Below are 21,238 nucleotides of genomic sequence, written 5' to 3'. Positions count from 1 at the left end.
CCCTCTCCCGTCCCCCAGGATCTACCGAGTGCACGACGAACTTGTCGATCATCTGACGCGATCCTCGCCCCTCAACCGGGGCGAGGCGCTGCGTGTGATCCAGGACGTGCTCGCCTATTTCGACGAGACGACCGAGGAATACGTCCGTCGCCGCCACCGCGAGCTCCAGGCCCAGGGCCTGGTCAACGCGACGATCTTCGAACAGATCGAGGCGGACCTGAAGTACCGGGCGGTCGCACCACCGGAGCTCACGCTCAGGCAGCTGCGCCGCATCGTCTACGGCTGAACAGCTACGGCTGAACACCTACGGCTAGGGGATACGTTTATATGTGCGGGATTGTCGGTTACATCGGCAAGCGCGACGTGGCGCCGCTGCTCCTGGAGGGCCTGCAGCGCCTCGAGTACCGGGGCTACGACTCGGCGGGCATAGTGGTCACGTCGCCCAAGACGGCCGGCCTGAAGATGGTCAAGGCCAAGGGCCGCGTCCGTGACCTGGAGGCCAAGGTCCCCGCGCGTTTCAAGGGCACCACCGGCATCGCCCACACCCGCTGGGCCACCCACGGCGCCCCGTCCGACGTGAACGCCCACCCGCACATGTCGGCCGACAACAAGGTCGCCGTCGTCCACAACGGCATCATCGACAACGCCTCCGACCTGCGGAAGAAGCTCGAAGCGGACGGCGTCGAGTTCCTCTCCGAGACCGACACCGAGGTCCTCACCCACCTCATCGCCCGCTCCCAGGCCACCACCCTGGAGGAGAAGGTCCGCCAGGCGGTCCGCATCATCGAGGGCACGTACGGCATCGCCGTCATGCACGCCGACTTCAACGACCGCATCGTGGTCGCCCGCAACGGCTCCCCCGTCGTGCTCGGCATCGGCGAGAAGGAGATGTTCGTCGCCTCGGACATAGCCGCTCTGGTCGCCCACACCCGCCAGATCGTCACCCTCGACGACGGCGAGATGGCGACCCTCAAGGCCGACGACTTCCGCACCTACACCACGGAGGGCACCCGCACCACGGCCGAGCCCACCACCGTGGAGTGGGAGGTCGCCTCGTACGACATGGGCGGCCACGACACGTACATGCACAAGGAGATCCACGAGCAGGCCGACGCCGTGGACCGCGTGCTGCGCGGCCGCATCGACGACCGCTTCTCCACCGTGCACCTCGGCGGCCTCAACCTGGACGCCCGCGAGGCGCGCCAGATCCGCCGCGTCAAGATCCTCGGCTGCGGCACCTCGTACCACGCGGGCATGATCGGCGCCCAGATGATCGAGGAGCTGGCCCGCATCCCCGCGGACGCCGAGCCGGCCTCGGAGTTCCGCTACCGCAACGCGGTCGTCGACCCCGACACCCTCTACATCGCCGTCTCCCAGTCCGGCGAGACCTACGACGTGCTGGCGGCCGTCCAGGAGCTGAAGCGCAAGGGCGCCCGCGTCCTCGGCGTGGTGAACGTCGTCGGCTCGGCGATCGCCCGCGAGGCGGACGGCGGCATCTACGTGCACGCGGGCCCCGAGGTCTGCGTCGTCTCCACCAAGTGCTTCACCAACACCACCGTCGCCTTCGCCCTGTTGGCGCTGCACCTGGGCCGCACCCGTGACCTCTCCGTCCGCGACGGCAAGCGGATCATCGAGGGCCTGCGCAGGCTCCCCGCCCAGATCTCCGAGATGCTGGAGCAGGAGGAGGAGATCAAGAAGCTGGCCCAGGATTACGCCGAGGCCCGCTCGATGCTCTTCATCGGCCGCGTCCGGGGCTACCCGGTGGCCCGCGAGGCCTCCCTGAAGCTCAAGGAGGTCTCCTACATCCACGCGGAGGCCTACCCCGCCTCCGAGCTCAAGCACGGCCCGCTGGCCCTCATCGAGCCCGCCCTGCCCACGGTCGCGATCGTCCCGAACGACGACCTGCTGGAGAAGAACCGCGCCGCCCTGGAGGAGATCAAGGCCCGCAGCGGCAAGATCCTCGCCGTCGCCCACCAGGAGCAGGAGAAGGCCGACCAGACGATCGTCGTCCCCAAGAACGAGGACGAGCTCGACCCGATCCTGATGGGCATCCCCCTCCAACTCCTCGCCTACCACACGGCGTTGGCCCTCGGCCGGGACATCGACAAGCCCCGCAACCTGGCCAAGTCGGTGACGGTGGAGTAAGGGCTCGAGGCCCCGCAACGAAGACGGACCCCCACGTGATGCCACCCATCACAAGGGGGTCCGTTCCATGACACCGGGGTCGCCCAACATCCCAGCGCCGCTGCCAACTACCGTGGCCGTCACACCACTCGGTCCGGCATCACGCGGGTTATGCCCTTCACAAGGACACAAACACCCCTACGCGCCAGTAGACTTGCGCGTTCTCGAAAGCGGGGCCCCAGGGCCGCGGCAGGGTCGGGGTCAGGGAATGACGATGACGGGACGTTGCGCCCGCTTGGCGAGCCGCCCGGCGACGGACCCGAAGATCCGCCCCACGATGCCGTGCGTCGACCCGACGACGATCGCGTCGGCCTCGTACTCCCGCCCCACCTCTTCGAGTTCGTGGCAGATGTCGCCACCGCGCTCGACGAGGATCCAGGGCACCTCGACGAGGTAGTCCGCGCAGGCGAGCTCCAGCCCGAGGACCTCGGTGCGGTGATCGGGGACGTCGACGAAGACGGGCGGCTCGCAGCCGGCCCACACGGTCGTGGGCAGCCGGTTGGCTACGTGCACGATGATCAGGCCCGAACCGGAGCGGCGGGCCATGCCGATGGCGTACGCGAGGGCACGCTCACTGGACGTCGAACCGTCGAAGCCGACGACGACGCCGTGCTGGAAGGCGGGGTCGCAGGAGGGGCGTGCCTCTTCCGCCGCGAGAGGCTCTGCCGCCGCGTGATCGGCGACGGGCCGCCGCTTGCGGTCCGCGGAGTCGAAGAATTCGTGACCGGCCATGGGTGTCTCGGCGTTCGGATCCTCGTGGATGGGACGACGTGGATGGGACGTCGGTGCGCGGCGGAGCCGTGTCCGGGAAACATCTTCCCAACCCCATACCCCCAAGGGTACGACCGCACGCCTCCCCCGCCCAGATCCCGCACCGGCTGCGCGGGGTTCCAGGGAGCATGCACGAGCACGCCCCCGTAACGCAATGGTTGCTGCCACGTACAGCCGGTTTACGCGGGTAGGTGAACGCCGCCCCCGCGCCCCGCGGCCACCCGATCAAGCGGCACCAGTGACCGACGGGTCGAACACGCGTTGAACCCCCGTAAGCCGATCCCGAGGGAGCCAGGAGGGAGCCCGCAGTGCCCGCCCACCGCACAGCACACCGAACCGCACCCCGCACGACACCCCGCACCGCTCCCCGGTCCGCCCCCGCCCCCGCCCCCGCCCCGGAAGCCGAAGCCCCGGCCGCAGCCGCGGCCACAGCCGACGACAGCACCCCGACGCCGACCCCACCCCCGCCTCCCGCCGACACGGCCACGGACGTGGTCCGCTGGGCGGCGTTCAGCTGCGTCCTCGTCCCGGTCGTCCTCGTCTGGTACGGCACCTCACTCGCCGGCGCCACCGGCGCGGCCCTCGGCCTCGCCGCGGTCACCGGCGTCTGCCGCGTCCTCCTCCGCCAGTCCGAACGCGGAGTGGCCCGCGCGGCTAGCGGAGCCCGCACGGTCCGCACCACCGCCGCCCGTTCGATGGCCGAAGATCGCGCCTCCGCACGCGGCCGACGCGGACGCCCTGCCTCCGGGGCGCACGGGGGCGGACGGAACTCCGGTACGAGTACGCCGGTCGACTGACCGGTTTCCGCGCACACCCCCGTATCTTTTCAGCCAACTTCGGCCACCTGCGCATCCCTTGGTCGAACACCCCTCCACCCCCCGTTCGACCTGCACTGAAAGGGGTCCAGGGCCCGCGCGCACCCTACGTGGACCGGCCACTGGGACAAGGCGCACTTCCCTGCGCGGCCCGCGAGTGCAACGCTTCGTGATCGAATGCTTTACGCCAAGTTGCCATGTCGACAATGTGCCGGTTGGCGATCTGGTCACGCCGGCACCACGGGACACAGTAGATTCGATCATGACTGTCTTATGGCGGGGGACTCGTGCAGGACCAAGGGGAAACGTGCAGGAGCGACACAACCGAGGAGCCGCGACCACCGAGGGGGGCTTAGCAGTATGAGCCACGACTCCACCGCCGCGCCGGAAGCCGCGGCCCGGAAACTGTCCGGGCGACGCCGCAAGGAGATCGTCGCGGTGCTGCTGTTCAGCGGCGGCCCCATCTTCGAGAGTTCCATACCACTGTCGGTGTTCGGGATCGACCGCCAGGACGCCGGCGTACCGCGCTACCGCCTGCTGGTGTGCGCGGGCGAGGAAGGCCCGCTGCGGACCACAGGGGGCCTGGAACTCACCGCACCGAACGGCCTGGAGGCGATCTCGCGGGCGGGCACGGTGGTCGTGCCCGCATGGCGTTCGATCACCTCACCGCCGCCGGAGGAGGCGCTCGACGCACTGCGCCGAGCGCACGAAGAGGGCGCCCGCATCGTCGGGCTGTGCACCGGCGCATTCGTGCTGGCCGCCGCCGGCCTGCTGGACGGCAGGCCCGCGACGACGCACTGGATGTACGCGCCGACGCTGGCCAAGCGCTATCCGTCCGTCCACGTCGACCCACGAGAACTCTTCGTGGACGACGGGGACGTACTCACCTCGGCCGGCACCGCGGCCGGAATCGATCTCTGTCTGCACATCGTGCGGACGGATCACGGGAACGAGGCGGCGGGCGCGCTGGCCCGTCGTCTGGTGGTCCCACCACGTCGATCGGGCGGCCAGGAGCGCTACCTCGATCGGTCTTTACCCGAGGAGATCGGCGCCGACCCGCTCGCCGAGGTCGTCGCCTGGGCGCTGGAGCACCTCCACGAGCAGTTCGACGTGGAGACGCTCGCGGCACGGGCGTACATGAGCCGTCGTACGTTCGACCGCCGGTTCCGCTCGCTCACCGGGAGCGCTCCCCTGCAGTGGCTGATCACTCAGCGCGTCCTGCAGGCGCAGCGTCTCCTGGAGACGTCGGACTACTCGGTGGACGAGGTCGCGGGGCGCTGCGGCTTCCGTTCGCCGGTGGCGTTGCGCGGGCACTTCCGGCGGCAGCTGGGTTCGTCGCCGGCGGCGTACCGAGCGGCGTACCGGGCCCGGCGGCCGCAGGGCGACAAGCCCGGCGACCACCACGACGGCCCGCACGGCGTCCCGGGGCCGCCCCCGGTGGCACCGGAGCACGCGCCGGTGCCGCTGCAGGCCCGGCGCACGGCCGCGGCGAGCGCTCTGGCGTCGTCGGCGTCCATGTCCACGGAGGGCGCCAAGCCGGAGCTGTACGCGACGGGCCGCCTGCCGGGCCAGCGCAGCGCGCCATAGCCCGCACGACTGGGTGACGGCCCGGTCCCGCACCTGATCACCCCGTGATCACCCTGGTGCAGGACCGGGCCGTACGGCTGTCACGGGCCGTAAGGTGAGACATATGAACGATCGCATGGTGTGGATCGACTGCGAGATGACCGGCCTCTCGCTGTCGGACGACGCGCTCATCGAGGTGGCCGCCCTCGTCACCGACTCCGAGCTGAACGTGCTCGGCGAAGGAGTCGACATCGTCGTCCGCCCGCCGGACTCGGCGCTGGAGACGATGCCGGAGGTGGTGCGCGAGATGCACACCGCGTCCGGCCTGCTGGACGCCCTGGCCGGCGGCACGACGCTCGCCGACGCCGAGGAGCAGGTCCTGACGTACGTACGGGAACACGTGAAGGAACCACGCAAGGCTCCGCTGTGCGGCAACTCGGTGGGCACGGACCGGGGCTTCCTCCTGCGGGACATGCCGACGCTGGAGGAGTACCTGCACTACCGCATCGTGGACGTCTCCTCGATCAAGGAGCTGGCGCGCCGCTGGTACCCGAGGGCGTACTTCAACAGCCCGGAGAAGAACGGCAACCACCGGGCCCTCGCCGACATCCGCGAATCCATCGCCGAACTCCGCTACTACCGCGAGGCGATCTTCGTGCCCCAGCCCGGCCCCGACTCGGACACGGCCCGCACGATCGCCGCGAAGCACGTCCTGCCCGGCCAGTAGCCCCGCCCCCGGGGCCCGCCGGCCCCGGAACCGCCCCCACCGAAACGCGTGCACGGGCACCCCTTCAGACCCTGTACACTTTTTCTCGGCCGGTCGGTGAAACCTTCGGATGAACCGCCGGTCATGGTGGGTGTAGCTCAGCTGGTAGAGCACCTGGTTGTGGTCCAGGATGTCGCGGGTTCGAGTCCCGTCACTCACCCTTGAGGAACAAGCCCCGATCTGGGAACAGATCGGGGCTTGTTCGTGTGCGGTCGGTCACCCGCCGCCGGGCTCAGCAGTCGTCGTAGCGCCAGTCCCCGGCCTCGCGGACCCACGGCTCCTGCTTCTGGTCGAACTTGGGCAGGCCGACGCCGTACGAGACGCGCGCCTCGTCGCCGGATGTGGATATCTCGTCGACCTCGAACCGCTTCACGTCCTTCGGCTCGGAGTCGCCGACGGCCCGCTCGGTCTGCTCGGCCCGTTCGGTCAGCACGGCCATGCCGGCGCGTGTGATCAGCTTCTGGCAGCGGGCGGACAGCATGCCGTGGGTGGTGTCGGGGTCGTTCGCGAAGTACGCGGCGTTGTAGGCACGGACCGCCGCTTCGAGGCCGGCGGTGTCGGCGTCCGAGGTCGCGGACCGGCTGGGCGTGGCGCTCGGCTGCCTCGCCGCGGCGGACGGTGTGCGGTCGGTGTTGTCGCCGGGCTCGTCGTCGGATGTGCACGCGGTGAGCGCGAAGAGGGCGGCGAAGAGTAAGACGGTGGCACGGGTGCGCATGTTTCCCCCCTGAGAACGTGTGTGTCGAACAGGCATCCTGGCACGCCACCGTTCACCGCACGCCGGTGCCTGGGCCCCGGGCCCCGGGCCCCGGGCACCAGGTCCTGGGTCCAAGGTCGGTGGGCGGGAACCACACGGTGCCGGAGGATGGGAGCCGTGGCCCCTCATGCCTTCGACGTGGACGACTTCCTACGCCAGCCCCTCACCGCTCGCCTCGCGACCAACTGGGGGCCGACGAAACCACCTGGGACGCGCGCTTCGTGCACTACCTGCACGACGCCCCGGCCGAACGAGGCACGATGTGGCTGCGCCTGACCCCCGACTCGCTCACAGCGAAGGCCTCAGCTACGCAGCCACGCTTCCCTGAACTCCCGCACGCCGGCGAAGCGTTGGGCCGGGTCGGGGTGCGTGGCCCGCTCCAGGACAGCCAGTTGGGCCGCCGTACCCCGCCAGGCGCTCTCCTCGTCGCCCGCGTCGAGCAGCAGCCGTGCGGTGCGGCCCAGCGCGTGGACCGTGGTGCGGGAGTCGATGGTCGCACCGCGTTCGAACTCCTCCGGCGCCATGAAGCGCGTGGAGCCCGGCAACCGCTCGGCGTCCAGCACGAAGGGGCCGGGACGGTACTCGTCGAGGTCGATCAGACGCATCTTCGCCGCCGCGAAGTCGTACAGCAGGGCCCCGTCGTAGAGGTCCACGGCGACGTACCCGGCGGCCTCGACGGCGAGGTGGGCGTCGAGGACACGGGCGAAGGCGTCCTCGATCCGATGGACGGGCAGGGCCCGGAAGCGGGCCATGGGGCTGCCGGGGCGCGTACGGTCTGCTCGCCAGCGCTCCGCCGGGTCGTACAGCACCTCGCCGTCCCGCCAGGGCATGACCACGGCCTGCCCGTCCCCCACCACGATCCGGCGCACCTGCGGGACGATCACCGGATGCCGCACGGCCCGGTGGAAGCGCCACGCCCGCTCCAGCGACCGCAGCCCCGCCCCGGTGACCGCCGTCTTCACGAACCACCGCTCACCGCGGTCCGGCAACCGCACGCCGTACGCGACACACCCCGAGTCCTACTTCTCGAACACCCGGAAGACGTCACCGATCCGAGCCAGATACGCCGCCGGCTGGTCGTCGATCCGCTCCAGACCCAACAGCGGGTGGCTGCCCGCGCTTTGTCCCGCACCAAGGCTCTCCATGGAGGCCAGGCTGCCAGCAGCACACCCCAGCGGCGGTGGGGCGTGCTGCAACAGGTGCCCGGACGTCAGGCCCGCCGCTACAACCTCTCCCCTCTCGACCGCGCGTTGCTTCTTGCGACACCTTCACTCAGCGCGTCGGACCGCGTCACCGGCATGAGCCGTTCCGGCCGGGCGTCCCACTCCCGCCCGCCACCGACCGGCCGCAGTTGCACGTACGGGCCGACGAAAGCCATCACCTTGCCGATCCGCCCGGTTCCGGCATCCCGAACGGTGTCGCCGAGGCTCACCGGCAGCGGCTCGGGACGGCGGGGAGGTTCGCAGGTGCTCATCACGCCACCGCCTTCGCGCCGATCACATGCTCATCGAGATCGATACCGAAGTCCGCCGCGAGCACCAGGGCGAGCCTCCGCCGGGACTGCCGATCCTGCTCCCGTTCGGACTCGACGACGTACGGCCGGACCATGGCGGTGGCGTTGCCGTCGAGAGGGCCGTGGAGCCCGTACGGGGACCGCTGGGCCAGGAGGCGTCGCGGGGCCGTGGGGGACGTATGCGGTCGAGGCACTGCAAGGGCTCCGGCAGGCCGGGAAACGGCCCGTCGCCTGCCGGTGCCGGGGGCGACAACGCCCAGGGCCCATCGCAGGAACGCGTGGATAATGCTCACTGTCGTCAGCTCCTTCGAAGCTGGTGGCCATGCCCCGGGAGGTCGCACAACCTCGCCGGGGTCTTTCCATGTCGAGAGATTACGCCACTTGTAAGGTGTTGTCAGGTGATGTCATATGGCTTCATGTATCGATAGGCATCGTCGCAGGTCAAATAGGGTCGATATATGACTGTCGACCTTGAAGGACCTGAGCCGCTGTACGAACAGATCGCCGTCATACTCAGCGCGCGCATCGAGGACGGCACATATCCTCCCCGCCGCCGGGTCCCGTCCGAAGCGGCCATCTGCGACGAGTTCAGCGTCTCGCGCCCGACCGCACGATCCGCTCTCCAGCTCCTGAGTCAGCGCGGCCTCATCGTCACTGTGCGCGGGAAAGGGTCGTTCGTCATGGAACACACGAACCCGGGTGCAACCGAAGACAGCGACTCCGCCGACTGAGACTCGGCACTACGCGCCGGGCGAAAGATCACACCACTCGGCTGCCTTCACGCCACTGTGGTGACCATGCCGAACCGAGTAGCCGTCCTGTCCGATATTCACGGAGTCCTGCCAGCCCTGGAGGCAGTGCTCGCCGAACCAGACGTCAGCGCTGCCGAACGCATAGTGCTGACCGGCGACATCGCCGCCGGTCCGCAACCGACCCAGGTTCTCGACCTGTTGACCAGCCTCGGCGACCGCGTCATCTGGATCAGCGGCAACGCCGACCGCGAACTCCTTGAATAGCGCCGGGGTCAACGCGACACGATCCCCGATCCGATCGCCCCGTGGGCAGCCGCACAGCTCCGTGAGGACCATCTCGACCTTCTCGGCTCGCTACCGCGATCACACACTCTGTCCGTGAATGGCCTGGGAAAGGTGCTGTTCTGCCATGCCACCCCTCGCGACGACGAGGAGGTTGTCCTGGTCGACTCCCGCCTCGACCGCTGGAAGGAAGTCTTCGACGGACTCGATACCGGCATTCGCACCGTGGTCTGCGGACACACCCACATGCCATTCGTCCGCATCGCCCACGGCCGACTCGTGATCAACCCCGGCAGCATCGGCATGCCCTACGGACGAGCCGGAGCACACTGGGCCCTCCTGGGCCCAGGCGTCGAACTCCGCACCACGCACTTCGACGTCCAAGCCGCGGCCGCCCAGCTAAGCCAGGAATCGTCCTACCGCGACATCACCGAATGGGCCGACTACTTCCTGCACGCTCGCGCGACCGACGCCGAGGCCCTCGCAGCCTTCGCCCCCCGCGACGGACGCGCCCCCAGGCCATGACCCGCCGCCCCTTCTCGGCAGCGCACGTACGTGCAGACCCGGGCAGAGGCAGCAGCACCCTCAGGAAGAATCCCGCGCCACCAACTCCGTAGGCAGCACCACCTGGCGTCGTTCCAACCCCCTCGACACCGCCGGGCGGCGGTCCGCGATCTCGTCCAGGAGGAGGTCGATCATGGCCCGGCCCATTTCCACTATGGGCTGGCGGACGCTGGTGAGGGGCGGGTCCATGTGGCGGGCGATCGCCGAGTCGTCGTAGCCGACGAGGGCGACGTCGTCCGGTATACGGCGGCCCGCCTCGCGCAGCACCTGGCGGGCGCCCGACGCCATGACGTCGGACTCGACGAAGACCGCGTCGAGGTCGGGGCAGCGGGCCAGCAGTTCCTTCATCGCCCGGCGGCCGCCCTCCTCCGTGAAGTCACCGGGGACGATCAGGCGCTCGTCGACCTCGCGGCCGGCGTCGACGAGGGCCTCGCGGTAGCCGACGACCCGGCGCTGGGCACCGTAGACGTCCAGGCGCCCGGTGATCGTGGCGATGCGGGCGCGGCCCCGTTCGATCAGGTGCTCGACCGCTGAACGGCCGCCGCCGTAGTTGTCGGAGTCGACGGAGGGGAGCGTCTCGCGCTCCGAGCGGGGGCCGCTGATCACCGCCGGGATCTCCAGTTGTGACAGCAAATCCGGGAGCGGGTCGTCGGCGTGGACCGAGACCAGGAGGACCCCGTCGACACGGTGCGCGGCCAGGTACTGGGCCAGTCGGCGCCGCTCCCGGTCGCTGCCCGCGAAGATCAGCAGGAGCTGCATCTCCGTGTCGGACAGCTGGGCGCCCACGCCCTTGAGGATGTCGGAGAAGTACGGCTCGGCGAAGAAGCGGGTCTCCGGCTCGGGGACCACCATCGCGATCGCATCGGTGCGGTTCGCCGCCAGGGCACGGGCCGCCGTGTTCGGGACATAGCCGAGCTCCGCGACGGCCGCCTCGACCGCCGCGCGGGTCGCGTCACTGACCCGGGGCGAACCGTTGATCACCCGGGACACCGTCCCCCGGCCCACACCGGCCCGTGCGGCGACCTCTTCCAACGTCGGCCGCCCACCGCTCCGGCCCCGTGCTCCGTGGCCTGCCACCATGGTCGCCTCCCGTTCACACCGCGCTGGCGTGGAATCTAACAGTCCTGATCCTCGTACGACGTCCGGGAAGTGGTCTTCCGGGTTTCGGCACGACCGTCTCAGACCTGTTGGTTACACGAGTCCAACGGTCCTTCCACGGTCCCACAGGGTGCGCGCCCCGGGTCCCCGCCCGGCGGTGGCCCCGTTCCGCCGGCCCGCGAAGCCCCACGCCCACCCCGTCCGCACCCGGGCGGCCCGGGCCTCGTCCGTGCCCCGCCCGGTCGCCGCCGGGCATGGCCGACCACCCGGCCCCCGGGTTAGTTAACAGCCCGATAACCGAAGACATCTCTCCGCGCTCGCTCCCTTGACACCCCCGCAGGAACCGACGACTCTTCAACACATCACTTGTGGGAGCGCTCCCACGATACCTGGCACTTACACATCCCGCACGTTCCCCGCCCGAGCCGCAGCATGAACCAAAGGGCCCAACAACGCAGTTGGCCGGGGGGTCGGCACGTCAGGGCATCAGGAGGACGCAATGCGAGCACGTACCCTCCCCCACTCTCGGCTCCGGTCGGGCGGGGGCACCCGTATCGCCCGCAGGACGCGCAGGACGGTGGCCATCGCGGCCGTCGCCGCGCTGGGCGCCGGGCTGCTGGCCGGCTGTGCCGACGACGGCGATGACGGCGGCGACAAGTCCTCTTCGGGCGACAGCGGTGGCAAGACCACGATCACTCTGGGTCTCTTCGGCACCATGGGCTTCAAGGAAGCCGGCCTCTACGCCGAGTACGAGAAGCTCAACCCCAAGATCAAGATCGCCGACAACGTCATCCAGCGCAACGAGAACTACTACCCGCCGCTGCTGAACCACCTCACGACCAACAGCGGTCTGCTGGACGTCCAGGCCGTCGAGGTCGCCAACATCGCCGAGATCGTCAACACCCAGGCCGACAAGCTCTCGGACTTCTCCAAGGTCCCGGGAGTGGACAAGAGCAAGTGGCTCGACTGGAAGTGGGAGCAGGCCACGACCAAGGACGGCCAGACGATCGGCCTCGGTACCGACGTGGGCCCGATGGCGATCTGCTACCGCACCGACCTCTTCAAGGAGGCCGGCCTGCCCACGGACCCCGCGGAGGTGGGCGCGCTGTGGGCCGGTGACTGGGCCAAGCTGATCAGCGTCGGCGAGCAGTACAAGAAGAAGGCGCCCAAGGGCACCTTCTTCATGGACTCCCCCGGCGGTCTGCTCAACGGGATCATCGGCAGCGAGAAGGAGAAGTTCTACGACTCCTCCGGCGAGGTCATCTACAAGACGAACCCTGCCGTCAAGGCCGCCTTCGACCTGACCGCCGAGGCCGCCGAGAAGGGACTGGTCCAGTCGCAGACGCAGTTCCAGCCCTCCTGGAACTCGACGATCGCCAACAACAAGTTCGCCGCGATCTCCTGCCCGCCGTGGATGCTCGGCACGCTGAAGGACAACTCGAAGCCGGAGGCGAAGGGCAAGTGGGCCGTCGCCACCGCGCCCAAGAGCGGTAACTGGGGCGGCTCCTTCCTGACCGTGCCCAAGAGCGGCAAGAACGTGGAAGAGGCCCAGAAGTTCGTGGCCTGGCTGACCGCGCCGGAGCAGCAGGCGAAGCTGTTCAAGGTGCAGGGCAGCTTCCCGAGCGCCCCGGCCGCGTACACCTCGCCCGAAGTCACCGGCGCGGTGAACGAGATGACCGGCGACCAGCCCATCGGCACGGTCTTCGCCGCAGCCGCCAAGTCCGCCCCGGTCCAGGTGATCGGCCCGAAGGACCAGATCATCCAGCAGGGCCTGTCCGACAACGGCGTCATCCTGGTGACGAAGGGCAAGTCGGCGAAGGAAGCCTGGGACTCCGCGGTCAAGTCCATCGACAACAAGCTGGACCAGTGACCCGGATGACCACCCGTCACGACATCGCCGCGTCCCCCTTGAAGGAGGGGGGCGCGGCCCCGGGCCGCCCGCCGGGTGACGACACCTCCGCCGCGGCGCAGCGGAAACGGGAGCGGCTGTCCCGGCGCTGGCAGCGGGACATCCGCTGGAGCCCGTACGCCTTCGTCTCCCCGTTCTTCCTGCTGTTCGTCGCGTTCGGCCTGTTCCCGCTGGTCTACACCGGCTGGGCCTCGCTGCATCAGGTGGAGCTGACCGCGCCGACCGACATGAACTGGGTGGGGCTGCGCAACTACACCCGGATCTTCGACGACGAGTTCTTCTGGAACGCGGCTCGGAACACCCTGACCATCGGCATCATCTCCACCGTTCCGCAGTTGTTGATGGCGATGGGCATCGCCCACATCCTCAACTACAAGCTGCGGGCCTCGACCTTCTTCAGGGTCGCGATGCTCGCGCCGTACGCGACCTCGATCGCCGCCGCCTCGCTGGTGTTCGTCATGCTGTTCGGCCGCGACTACGGCATGATCAACTGGGCGCTCGACGCCGTCGGCATCAACCCGGTCGACTGGCAGAACGACAAGTGGGCCTCACAGATCGCCGTGTCGTCGATCATCATCTGGCGCTGGACCGGTTACAACGCGCTGATCTATCTCGCCGCGATGCAGGCGATCCCGCACGACCTGTACGAGTCGGCGGCCCTGGACGGGGCCAGTCGCTGGCAGCAGTTCATCCATGTGACCGTGCCCGCGCTGCGTCCGACGATCCTGTTCACGTGCGTGGTGTCGACGATCGGGGCGAGCCAGGTCTTCGGGGAGCCGCTGCTGTTCGACGCCAACAAGGGCACCTCCGGCGGTGCGGAGCACCAGTTCCAGACGCTCGGCCTGTATCTGTACGAGCAGGGCTGGGTCGCCCAGCACCTGGGCCGTGCCTCGGCGATCGCCTGGGCGATGTTCCTGATACTGATCGTCATCGGTGTCATCAACTACGTCATCTCGCGCCGGCTGCGCGCCAGTAGTTAAGGAGTTCCGGCCGTGACTACTACGGTGACGCCCACTGACGCGAAACCCGACGACGCCAAGCCCGCGGACAGGACCAGGCGGCCGCGCCTGCCCAAGGCGGCGCGGGCCGGTGGGCAGCTGCACGGCGGCCCGATCGCCTACGCGATCCTCATCGTGTTCACGATCATCTCGATCTTCCCCCTCGTGTGGTCGGCGATCGCCGCCTCCCGCGACAACAACCGGCTGGCACAGACGCCACCACCGTTCTGGTTCGGCAGCGGCCTCTTCGACAAGATCGAACTGGCCTGGACGGACGCGAATCTGGGTGAGGCGTTCTTCAACACCACGGTGGTCGCGGGGGTTTCGGCGGCGACCGTCGTCTTCCTGTCGACCATCGCCGGATTCGCCTTCGCCAAACTGCGGTTCAGGGGCCGTGGCGCGCTGATGCTGATCGTGATCGGCACCATGATGGTGCCACCGCAGCTGAGCGTGATCCCGCTGTACATGATGGTCGCCAAGCTCGACTGGACCGACCAGTTGCAGGCGGTCATCTTCCCGTCGCTGGTGAGCGCGTTCGGCGTGTTCTTCATGCGGCAATACCTGATCCAGGCCCTGCCGGACGAGATCATCGAGGCCGCCCGGGTCGACGGGGCGAGCAGCTGGCGGGTGGTGTGGCACGTGGTGTTCCCGGCCGCCCGGCCCGCGATGGCCGTGCTCGGCATGCTGGTGTTCGTGCAGACCTGGAACGACTTCCTGTGGCCCTTCCTGGTCCTGACCCAGACCGGCAATCCGACCGTGCAGGTCGCGGTCGCGGCGCTGGGCCGCGGGTACACCCCCGACCAGTCCCTGATCATGGCCGGCGCGCTGCTGGGCACCCTGCCGCTGCTGCTGGTCTTCGCGATCTTCGGCAAGCAGATCGTGGGCGGCATCATGCAAGGCGCGGTCAAGGGCTGACGGCCCGCGCCGTGCGTACGTTCTCCAAAGGGGCCGGGTCACCGCCGCCTCGGCCCCTTTCCTCCCGCTGTTCTCCTTCCCCCCACCCACCTCCGTCGGTCTGCAACGACCACCTATGGGAGCGCTTCCATGCCTGAACCCGTGAACCCGGTCGCCCCGGTGACCTTTCCTCCCGCCTTCCTCTGGGGCGCGGCCACCTCCGCCTACCAGATCGAGGGGGCGGTGCGGGAGGACGGCCGTACGCCCTCCATCTGGGACACCTTCAGCCACACCCCGGGCAAGACCGCCGGTGGTGAGACCGGTGACATCGCTGTCGACCACTACCACCGCTACCGCGACGACGTGGCGATGATGGCCGACCTGGGCCTCAACTCGTACCGCTTCTCGATCTCCTGGTCGCGGGTGCAGCCGACGGGCCGGGGCCCGGCCGTGCAGAAGGGCCTGGACTTCTACCGCCGGCTGGTCGACGAGCTGCTGGACAAGGGCATCAAGCCGGCCGTGACCCTCTACCACTGGGACCTCCCGCAGGAGTTGGAGGACGCGGGCGGCTGGCCCGAGCGGGACATCGTGCACCGCTTCGCCGAGTACGCGCGGATCGTGGGCGAGGCGCTGGGCGACCGGGTCGAGCAGTGGATCACGCTCAACGAGCCGTGGTGCACCGCGTTCCTGGGCTACGGCTCCGGGGTGCACGCGCCGGGCCGTACGGACCCGGTGGCGTCGCTGCGGGCGGCCCACCATCTGAACGTGGCGCACGGGCTGGGCGTCGCGGCGCTCCGCTCGGCGATGCCCGCCCGCAACGCGATCGCGGTGAGCCTGAACTCGTCGGTGGTCCGGCCGATCACCAGCTCCCCCGAGGACGTGGCGGCGGCGCGGAAGATCGACGACCTGGCCAACGGTGTCTTCCACGGTCCGATGCTGCACGGCGCGTACCCGGAGACCCTGTTCGCCGCGACGTCGTCGCTGACGGACTGGTCGTTCGTGCAGGACGGCGACGTGGAGACGGCCAACCAGCCGCTGGACGCACTGGGGTTGAACTACTACACGCCGACGCTGGTGGGCGCGGCGGACGTCGACCTGAAGGGCCCCCGGGCCGACGGGCACGGGGCGAGCGAGCACTCGCCGTGGCCGGGCGCGGACGACGTCCTGTTCCACCAGACGCCGGGCGACCGTACGGAGATGGGCTGGACCATCGACCCGACGGGCCTGCACGAGCTGATCATGCGGTACGCGCGGGAGGCTCCGGGGCTGCCGATGTACGTGACGGAGAACGGGGCCGCGTACGACGACAAGATGGACTCCGACGGCCGCGTCCACGACCCCGAGCGCATCGCCTACCTCCACGGCCACCTGCGCGCGGTGCGCCGCGCGATCGCCGAGGGGGCGGACGTCCGCGGCTACTACCTCTGGTCGCTGATGGACAACTTCGAGTGGGCGTACGGCTACGGGAAGCGGTTCGGTGCCGTGTACGTCGACTACGCGACCCTCACCCGTACGCCGAAGTCGAGCGCGTACTGGTACGGCCAGGCGGCGAAGACGGGCGCGCTGCCGCCGCTGGCGACGACTCCGGCGTAACGGAACCACAGGGCCGGGGGCTGGGGAGCCCCCTGGGGGAAACGGGGGAGCGGGGGTCCGGGGCGCGGCGCACATAGGGGAGCGTCGCGCCCCGGACGTCGGTGGTCAGAGCCGCCGGTAGTAGTGCGCCGTGGGGAACGGGACGCAGCCGAGGCTCTCGTAGAGGGCGCGGGCGGGGGCATGGAAGGCGTCGCCGCCGGTGCCGATCTCGACGAGCCTCGTGCCGCGTCCGCGCAGGTCGGCGAAGGCGTGCTCGCACAGGGCGGTGCCCGTGCCGTCGCCGCGGTGCCGCTCGGCCACGGCGAGCAGGATGATCTCGCCGTGGTGCCGGGTCAGGTCGGCCTGCCAGGCGACGTACCCGGCGAGCACGCCGTCGGCGGACTCGGCCACCGCGACGTACCTGTGCTCGGCCGGGTCGTGCAGGGTGGGCACGAGTTCGCGGTAGTCACCGCGCCAGTCGGCGTGCAGCGTGGTGAGGACGAGCCCGTCGAGCACCGGTCCGACGGAGTCCTCGAAGAACGGCCGGAACGTGTCGATGGTGAGTTCGGTCAGTCGTGCCAGGTCGTCCCGGGCGTATGCGCGAATGAGCATGGAGTGGACCTCTCGGAACCTGAGGGAGGAAAAGGACACCTCTGGCCCGCCGATCACAGAGACGTGTCGGTGGGCCGACCTCAGTGGCGGGTACGCCAGGACGCGAAGCACTCCATACACGCCATGCTAGGGCCTGTCCGACCAGGAAAGGAGACGTGCCCGTGACGCCATTGGTCGCCGCCGTCATCGTCCACGACCGGGCCGCGGGCCGGGTCCTCCTCCTCCAGCGGGGCGAGCACGCCAGGTTCGCCCGGGGCAGGTGGGATCTGCCCGCCGGGAAGAGAGAGCCCGGAGAACCCGTCACCGGGACCGCCGTGCGCGAGCTGTACGAGGAGACCGGGCTGACCGTGAAGCCGGAGGCGCTGGAGGTCGCGCACGTCGTCCACGCGGCCCGGGGCGTCGGGGCGCCGGACGGCTTCCTCACCGTCGTCTTCGTCGCCCACGAGTGGACGGGCGAGCCCGAGAACCGGGAACCGCACAAGCACTCCCAGCTCCGCTGGTTCGCCACCGACTCCCTCCCCGAGGACTTCGTGGAGGGCAACGCCGACGCGTTGCGCGGTTACCTCGCCGACGGTCCCCGGATGTCCCAGTACGGCTGGGCGTGACGTGGTGCACGGCGCCTTCTGAACGGCACAGGGCCGCGCCCCCGAAGGGGCCGCGGCCCTGTGCCGTCGTGATCGGTGTCAGCGGGGTTCGCGGACGACCGCCACCTCCCCGGCCGGTACCAGCACGGTCGCCGGGGCGTCGGTCGTGGTGACGGGCTTGCCCGTCAGCAGGTCGACGGAGCCGGCGGCGACCTCGATCTCGGCGTCGGCGTCGCCGTGGTTGATCAGGAAGAGGAAGTCCGCGTCCGCGCCCCGGCGCAGGGCCGCTTCCACGCCCTCCGGGGTCGGGCGCACCGATGTCACGCCCGCCTCCTCGCGGATGCGGTCCAGTAGGGAGGCGAGGGTCGTCGGCTCCGGGCGGGTGGCGACGTACCAGGCCGTGCCGGAGCCGTGGGTGTGGCGGGTGACGGCGGGGACTCCGGTCAGGGGGCCGGAGGTGTACGACGTCACCGCCTCCGCGCCCGCCAGGGCGACCCGCTCCGACCACAGGGACGCCGTACCGCCGTCGCTCAGGCCCACCGTCTCCCCCGGAAGGAGGGGGAAGAGTTCGTCGGTGCGGACGCCGAGGGTCTCGCGGAAGGCGCCCGGGTAACCGCCCAGCCGGACGTGGCAGTTCTCGTCCACCGCGCCGCTGTGGAAGCCGACGGCCAGCGTGCCGCCTGCCTGCGCGAAGCCCGTCAGGTTCGCCGCGCCCTGGTCGTCGACCAGGTACAGGCTCGGGGCCAGCACCAGCTTGTACGCGGACAGGTCCGCGTCCGGGCGGACGAAGTCCACCGCCACACCGGACCGCCACAACGGCTCGTACCAGGCGCGGCTCAGGTCCTGGAAGCGGAGCTTCTCGCTGGGCTGGGAGGGGAGTTCCACCGCCCACCAGGCGTTCCAGTCCCAGACGATGGCGACCTCGGCGACGCCCCTGCTGCCCCGTACCTCCGCCAACGACCGCAGGTCCGCGCCCAGTTGCACCACGTCGCGCCAGATCTGGCTGTCGGTGCCGGCGTGCGGCAGCATCGCCGAGTGCCACTGCTCGGCACCGGCCTTGGCGGCCCGCCACTGGAAGTAGGCGATGCCGTCGGCGCCCCGGGCCACGTGGGCGAGGGCGTTGCGGCGCATCTCGCCCGCCGTCTTGGCCCGGTTGACGGGCTGCCAGTTGACCGCGCCGGTGGAGTGTTCCATCAGCAGCCACGGACTGCCGCCGGCCAGGGAGCGCACCAGGTCGCCGCTGAGCGCGATGTCGATCTGCGACTCGGGGTCCGTCGACTGGAGGTAGTGGTCGTTGGAGACGATGTCCAGCTCCGGCGCCCAGCGCCAGTAGTCCAGCTTGTCGAAGTTGTACATCACCATGAAGTTGGTGGTGGCGGGCGTGGAGGGGGCCGCCTCCAGCAGCACCTCCCGCTCCGCCTTGCACAGCGACAGCAGCGCGTCGCTGCAGAAGCGGCGCCAGTCCAGCTGGTGGGTCGGGTTCGGGACCGCGCCCGTCGCGCGGGGCGGGATGATCTCGTCCCAGTCGTAGTACCACTGGCTCCAGAACGTCGTGCCCCAGGCGTGGTTGAGCGCCGCCAGGTCGTCGTCGTACTTCTCGCGGAGCCAGAGGCGGAAGGCGGCCGCGCTGGTGTCGCAGTGGCACTCGCCGTTGTGGCAGCCGTACTCGTTGTGGACGTGCCACATGACGACGGCCGGGTGGTCGGCGTACCGCTCGCCCAGGACGCGGGCGATCCGCAGCGCCGCCTCGCGGTAGGCCGGGCTCGACGGGCAGAACGTCTGACGGCTGCCGTAGGAGAGGGTGCGGCCGTCCCGGTCGACCGGCAGCGCCTCGGGGTACTTGACGAAGAACCAGGCCGGCGGGGCCGCCGTCGGGGTCGCCAGGTCGGCGGCGATCCCGTTCTCGTGCAGCAGCGCGAGGATCTTGTCCAGGCGGGAGAAGTCGTACTCGCCCTCACGCGGCTCAAGCAGCGCCCAGGAGAAGATGTTGACGCTGACCATGTTCACACCCGCCTCGCGCATGAGGCGTACGTCCTCGGCCCAGACCTCCTCGGGCCACTGCTCGGGGTTGTAGTCACCGCCGTAGGCGATGCCGGGGACGTTCAGTTCGCGCTTCATTCGGAGGCCTCCGGGCCCTTCGTCAGCAGTCGGCGGGTCGTCTCCACGCCCCAGGTGTCCAGCGAGAGCAGCCGGTCGCTGGAGGCCATCAGGCCTCCGGTGGCCTCGACGTGGGCCGCCCAGCGCTCGCGGGTCTCGACGGCGGGGCGGGCCATCAGGCAGTCGGGGTCGTTCACCCAGAGGCGGCCGTGCTGCCACTGGCGGCCCACGCCGGTGAACTCGGCGGGGTCCTGGCCGGGCTGGCTGTAGTCGTCGGCCTCGGGGCGGCGGTGCGGGGCCGTGTCGGGGCTGACCCGCATCGCGTCGAACAGGCCGATGGAGGGGAGGATCGGCGCGCCGCAGCCCAGCAGGTAGGCGTCGGGGCCGATGGCGGCGCGGATCAGCTCGATGCCCTGGCGGTACGCCGTGAGGGCGTCCACGGAGGCGTGGCGTACGCCGTCCAGGGCGCCCGCGTACAGGAAGTCGACCTTGAAGTAGTCGTAGCCCTCGGCGCGCAGGGTGGTGAAGACCTCGGTGAGGTACGCCGCCGCCTCGGGGTGGGTGGTGTCGAGGACATACAGGTCGTGGCCCCAGTTGTGGCCGGCGTGGGTGAAGCCGCCGGTCTCGTCGCGCACCAGCCACTCGGGGTGCTCGGCGGCCAGGACGCTGGACGGGTCGACGAGGAAGGGGGCCGTCCAGATGCCGGCGCGGCGCCCCCTCGCCCTGATCACCTCCGCGATGCCCGCGCGGGAGCGGAAGCGGCCGGAGAGTGTGAGCCAGTCGCCCAGGGCGCTCTGGTAGCCGTCGTCGATCTGGACGACGTCGATGGGGAGGTCGAGGGTGTCCATCGCACGGAGGTTCTCGTGGATGTCGTCCTCGGTGACGGAGGTGAAGTACTCGTACCAGGAGCACCAGACAGTGGGGGCCGGGCGGGGGGCCGCGAGGCCGAGGCCCGCCGCCCACTCGCCCAGCACCGCCCGGATGTCCGTGCCGGTCCACTCCTTCACCGGGCCGTCGGCGCTGACCTCGGCGACCCCGTCCCGCACCACCAGGCGGACGGAGGGGACCTCGCGCACGGGGTCGGGGGCGGCCCACAGGCGGACCGGCGTCCCGTCGCCCGGGTCGAGGGCCAGCAGGCCCTCGCCCTGGAAGGTGCCGGCGGGCACGGTGACCCCTGGGCGGTAGCAGACCGTGGCCCAGTTGTCGTTGGTCGGGCGGTACGGGGTCGCGTCGAGGGCGTAGGAGCCGCTGGGGCTCCAGGACTGCCAGCCCTCCTCGTGGACCCGTGCCGTACTGGTGTCCACGGGCACGGAGACCACGTGGGTGAAGGGGTGGTGCACGAAGGTTCTCTCTCAGAAGTGGCCGGTCAGCCCTTGTTGGCGCCGAGGGTGAGGCCGCTGACGAACTGGCGCTGGAGTGCGAAGTACACGATCAGCGTGGGGATCGCGGTGAGCAGGGCTCCGGCGGCGACGAGGTTGGGGTCGGTGAAGTACTGGCCGGAGAGGTT

General features: G+C 70.0%; 21 protein-coding genes, 1 tRNA gene and 2 pseudogenes. 13 read left to right on the top strand and 11 right to left on the bottom strand.

Annotated features, from left to right (window positions below; translation table 11 throughout):
- The first annotated feature begins 28 nt into the window (after window positions 1–28).
- Both PUR53_RS43660 and glmS read left to right on the top strand, forming a co-directional pair.
- Window positions 29–286: a hypothetical protein gene (locus PUR53_RS43660; RefSeq protein ID WP_215455650.1), complete on the top strand. Its 258-nt coding sequence runs from the start codon at window positions 29–31 to the stop codon at window positions 284–286.
- A 41-nt stretch (window positions 287–327) separates the two neighbouring features.
- Window positions 328–2,145, top strand: coding sequence for a glutamine--fructose-6-phosphate transaminase (isomerizing) (gene glmS, locus PUR53_RS43655; RefSeq protein ID WP_329897327.1), 1,818 nt, complete (start codon window positions 328–330; stop codon window positions 2,143–2,145).
- Window positions 2,146–2,385: 240 nt separating this feature from the next.
- Here glmS and PUR53_RS43650 read toward each other — a convergent pair whose 3' ends face one another.
- A complete protein-coding gene (locus tag PUR53_RS43650) occupies window positions 2,386–2,916 on the bottom strand; it encodes a universal stress protein (protein WP_239754616.1) in 531 nt (176 codons plus the stop codon).
- Window positions 2,917–3,446: 530 nt separating this feature from the next.
- Here PUR53_RS43650 and PUR53_RS43645 point away from each other — a divergent pair.
- The 4 genes from PUR53_RS43645 to PUR53_RS43630 all read left to right on the top strand — a co-directional run bounded on the left by PUR53_RS43645 (window position 3,447) and on the right by PUR53_RS43630 (window position 6,262).
- Window positions 3,447–3,752, top strand: a complete 306-nt coding sequence (locus PUR53_RS43645; protein WP_329912363.1) for a hypothetical protein — start codon at window positions 3,447–3,449, stop codon at window positions 3,750–3,752.
- Between the two features lie 378 nt (window positions 3,753–4,130).
- Window positions 4,131–5,357, top strand: a complete 1,227-nt coding sequence (locus PUR53_RS43640) for a helix-turn-helix domain-containing protein (RefSeq protein ID WP_329897328.1) — start codon at window positions 4,131–4,133, stop codon at window positions 5,355–5,357.
- Window positions 5,358–5,460: 103 nt separating this feature from the next.
- Complete coding sequence (gene orn, locus PUR53_RS43635; RefSeq protein ID WP_329897329.1) at window positions 5,461–6,063, top strand: oligoribonuclease; 603 nt, start codon at window positions 5,461–5,463, stop codon at window positions 6,061–6,063.
- Window positions 6,064–6,189: 126 nt separating this feature from the next.
- A tRNA-His gene (locus PUR53_RS43630) sits at window positions 6,190–6,262 on the top strand.
- A gap of 72 nt (window positions 6,263–6,334) precedes the next feature.
- Here the strand turns inward: PUR53_RS43630 and PUR53_RS43625 are convergent.
- The 5 genes from PUR53_RS43625 to PUR53_RS43605 form a co-directional block, all read right to left on the bottom strand.
- Window positions 6,335–6,817, bottom strand: a complete 483-nt coding sequence (locus tag PUR53_RS43625) for a hypothetical protein (RefSeq protein ID WP_329912201.1) — start codon at window positions 6,815–6,817, stop codon at window positions 6,335–6,337.
- A gap of 341 nt (window positions 6,818–7,158) precedes the next feature.
- Window positions 7,159–7,845 (bottom strand): serine/threonine protein kinase, encoded by a 687-nt coding sequence (locus tag PUR53_RS43620; protein ID WP_329912200.1) that lies wholly within the window; start codon window positions 7,843–7,845, stop codon window positions 7,159–7,161.
- A 30-nt stretch (window positions 7,846–7,875) separates the two neighbouring features.
- Window positions 7,876–8,001 (bottom strand): hypothetical protein, encoded by a 126-nt coding sequence (locus PUR53_RS43615; RefSeq protein WP_329912199.1) that lies wholly within the window; start codon window positions 7,999–8,001, stop codon window positions 7,876–7,878.
- 77 nt (window positions 8,002–8,078) lie between these two features.
- Entirely contained in the window at window positions 8,079–8,330 is a 252-nt protein-coding gene (locus PUR53_RS43610) for a hypothetical protein (RefSeq protein WP_329912198.1), read from the bottom strand.
- Entirely contained in the window at window positions 8,330–8,563 is a 234-nt protein-coding gene (locus PUR53_RS43605; protein ID WP_329912197.1) for a hypothetical protein, read from the bottom strand. Before PUR53_RS43605 ends, PUR53_RS43610 begins: the two co-directional genes overlap by 1 nt.
- Window positions 8,564–8,827: 264 nt before the next feature.
- Here PUR53_RS43605 and PUR53_RS43600 point away from each other — a divergent pair, with 264 nt between their 5' ends.
- Window positions 8,828–9,100 carry a GntR family transcriptional regulator gene (locus PUR53_RS43600; protein WP_329912196.1) on the top strand — a complete coding sequence of 91 codons (273 nt, stop codon included), beginning with the start codon at window positions 8,828–8,830 and terminating at the stop codon, window positions 9,098–9,100.
- 66 nt (window positions 9,101–9,166) lie between these two features.
- Window positions 9,167–9,928, top strand: a pseudogene (locus tag PUR53_RS43595) (metallophosphoesterase family protein).
- 60 nt (window positions 9,929–9,988) lie between these two features.
- On the opposite strand, the gene PUR53_RS43590 reads toward PUR53_RS43595, so the two are convergent.
- Window positions 9,989–11,044, bottom strand: a complete 1,056-nt coding sequence (locus tag PUR53_RS43590) for a LacI family DNA-binding transcriptional regulator (protein WP_329912362.1) — start codon at window positions 11,042–11,044, stop codon at window positions 9,989–9,991.
- A 520-nt stretch (window positions 11,045–11,564) separates the two neighbouring features.
- Between PUR53_RS43590 and PUR53_RS43585 the strand changes: the two genes are divergently transcribed.
- From PUR53_RS43585 to PUR53_RS43570, 4 genes are all read left to right on the top strand, one after another.
- Window positions 11,565–12,935, top strand: a complete 1,371-nt coding sequence (locus PUR53_RS43585; protein ID WP_329897335.1) for an extracellular solute-binding protein — start codon at window positions 11,565–11,567, stop codon at window positions 12,933–12,935.
- A 5-nt stretch (window positions 12,936–12,940) separates the two neighbouring features.
- Window positions 12,941–13,954 (top strand): carbohydrate ABC transporter permease, encoded by a 1,014-nt coding sequence (locus PUR53_RS43580; RefSeq protein WP_329912195.1) that lies wholly within the window; start codon window positions 12,941–12,943, stop codon window positions 13,952–13,954.
- Between the two features lie 12 nt (window positions 13,955–13,966).
- A complete protein-coding gene (locus PUR53_RS43575; RefSeq protein WP_329897337.1) occupies window positions 13,967–14,887 on the top strand; it encodes a carbohydrate ABC transporter permease in 921 nt (306 codons plus the stop codon).
- Window positions 14,888–15,016: 129 nt separating this feature from the next.
- A complete protein-coding gene (locus PUR53_RS43570) occupies window positions 15,017–16,459 on the top strand; it encodes a GH1 family beta-glucosidase (protein WP_329897338.1) in 1,443 nt (480 codons plus the stop codon).
- Window positions 16,460–16,564: 105 nt separating this feature from the next.
- Here the strand turns inward: PUR53_RS43570 and PUR53_RS43565 are convergent, their stop codons facing one another.
- Window positions 16,565–17,050 carry a GNAT family N-acetyltransferase gene (locus tag PUR53_RS43565; protein ID WP_329897339.1) on the bottom strand — a complete coding sequence of 162 codons (486 nt, stop codon included), beginning with the start codon at window positions 17,048–17,050 and terminating at the stop codon, window positions 16,565–16,567.
- Between the two features lie 161 nt (window positions 17,051–17,211).
- Here PUR53_RS43565 and PUR53_RS43560 point away from each other — a divergent pair, with 161 nt between their 5' ends.
- Window positions 17,212–17,655 carry an NUDIX domain-containing protein gene (locus PUR53_RS43560; RefSeq protein ID WP_329897340.1) on the top strand — a complete coding sequence of 148 codons (444 nt, stop codon included), beginning with the start codon at window positions 17,212–17,214 and terminating at the stop codon, window positions 17,653–17,655.
- Between the two features lie 78 nt (window positions 17,656–17,733).
- Here PUR53_RS43560 and PUR53_RS43555 read toward each other — a convergent pair whose 3' ends face one another.
- The 3 genes and pseudogenes from PUR53_RS43555 to PUR53_RS43545 form a co-directional block, all read right to left on the bottom strand.
- On the bottom strand, window positions 17,734–19,752 hold the full coding sequence (locus PUR53_RS43555; RefSeq protein WP_329912194.1) for a beta-galactosidase: 2,019 nt from the start codon (window positions 19,750–19,752) through the stop codon (window positions 17,734–17,736).
- Window positions 19,749–21,071, bottom strand: a complete 1,323-nt coding sequence (locus PUR53_RS43550; protein ID WP_329912193.1) for a glycoside hydrolase family 36 protein — start codon at window positions 21,069–21,071, stop codon at window positions 19,749–19,751. Before PUR53_RS43550 ends, PUR53_RS43555 begins: the two co-directional genes overlap by 4 nt.
- Before the next feature lie 26 nt (window positions 21,072–21,097).
- A pseudogene (locus tag PUR53_RS43545) lies at window positions 21,098–21,238 on the bottom strand (carbohydrate ABC transporter permease); the annotation flags it as partial.

The organism is Streptomyces sp. SP18BB07 (genome assembly GCF_036322545.1).
Taxonomy (GTDB): domain Bacteria; phylum Actinomycetota; class Actinomycetes; order Streptomycetales; family Streptomycetaceae; genus Streptomyces; species Streptomyces deccanensis.
This window is presented reverse-complemented; position numbering and strand designations above follow the sequence as displayed.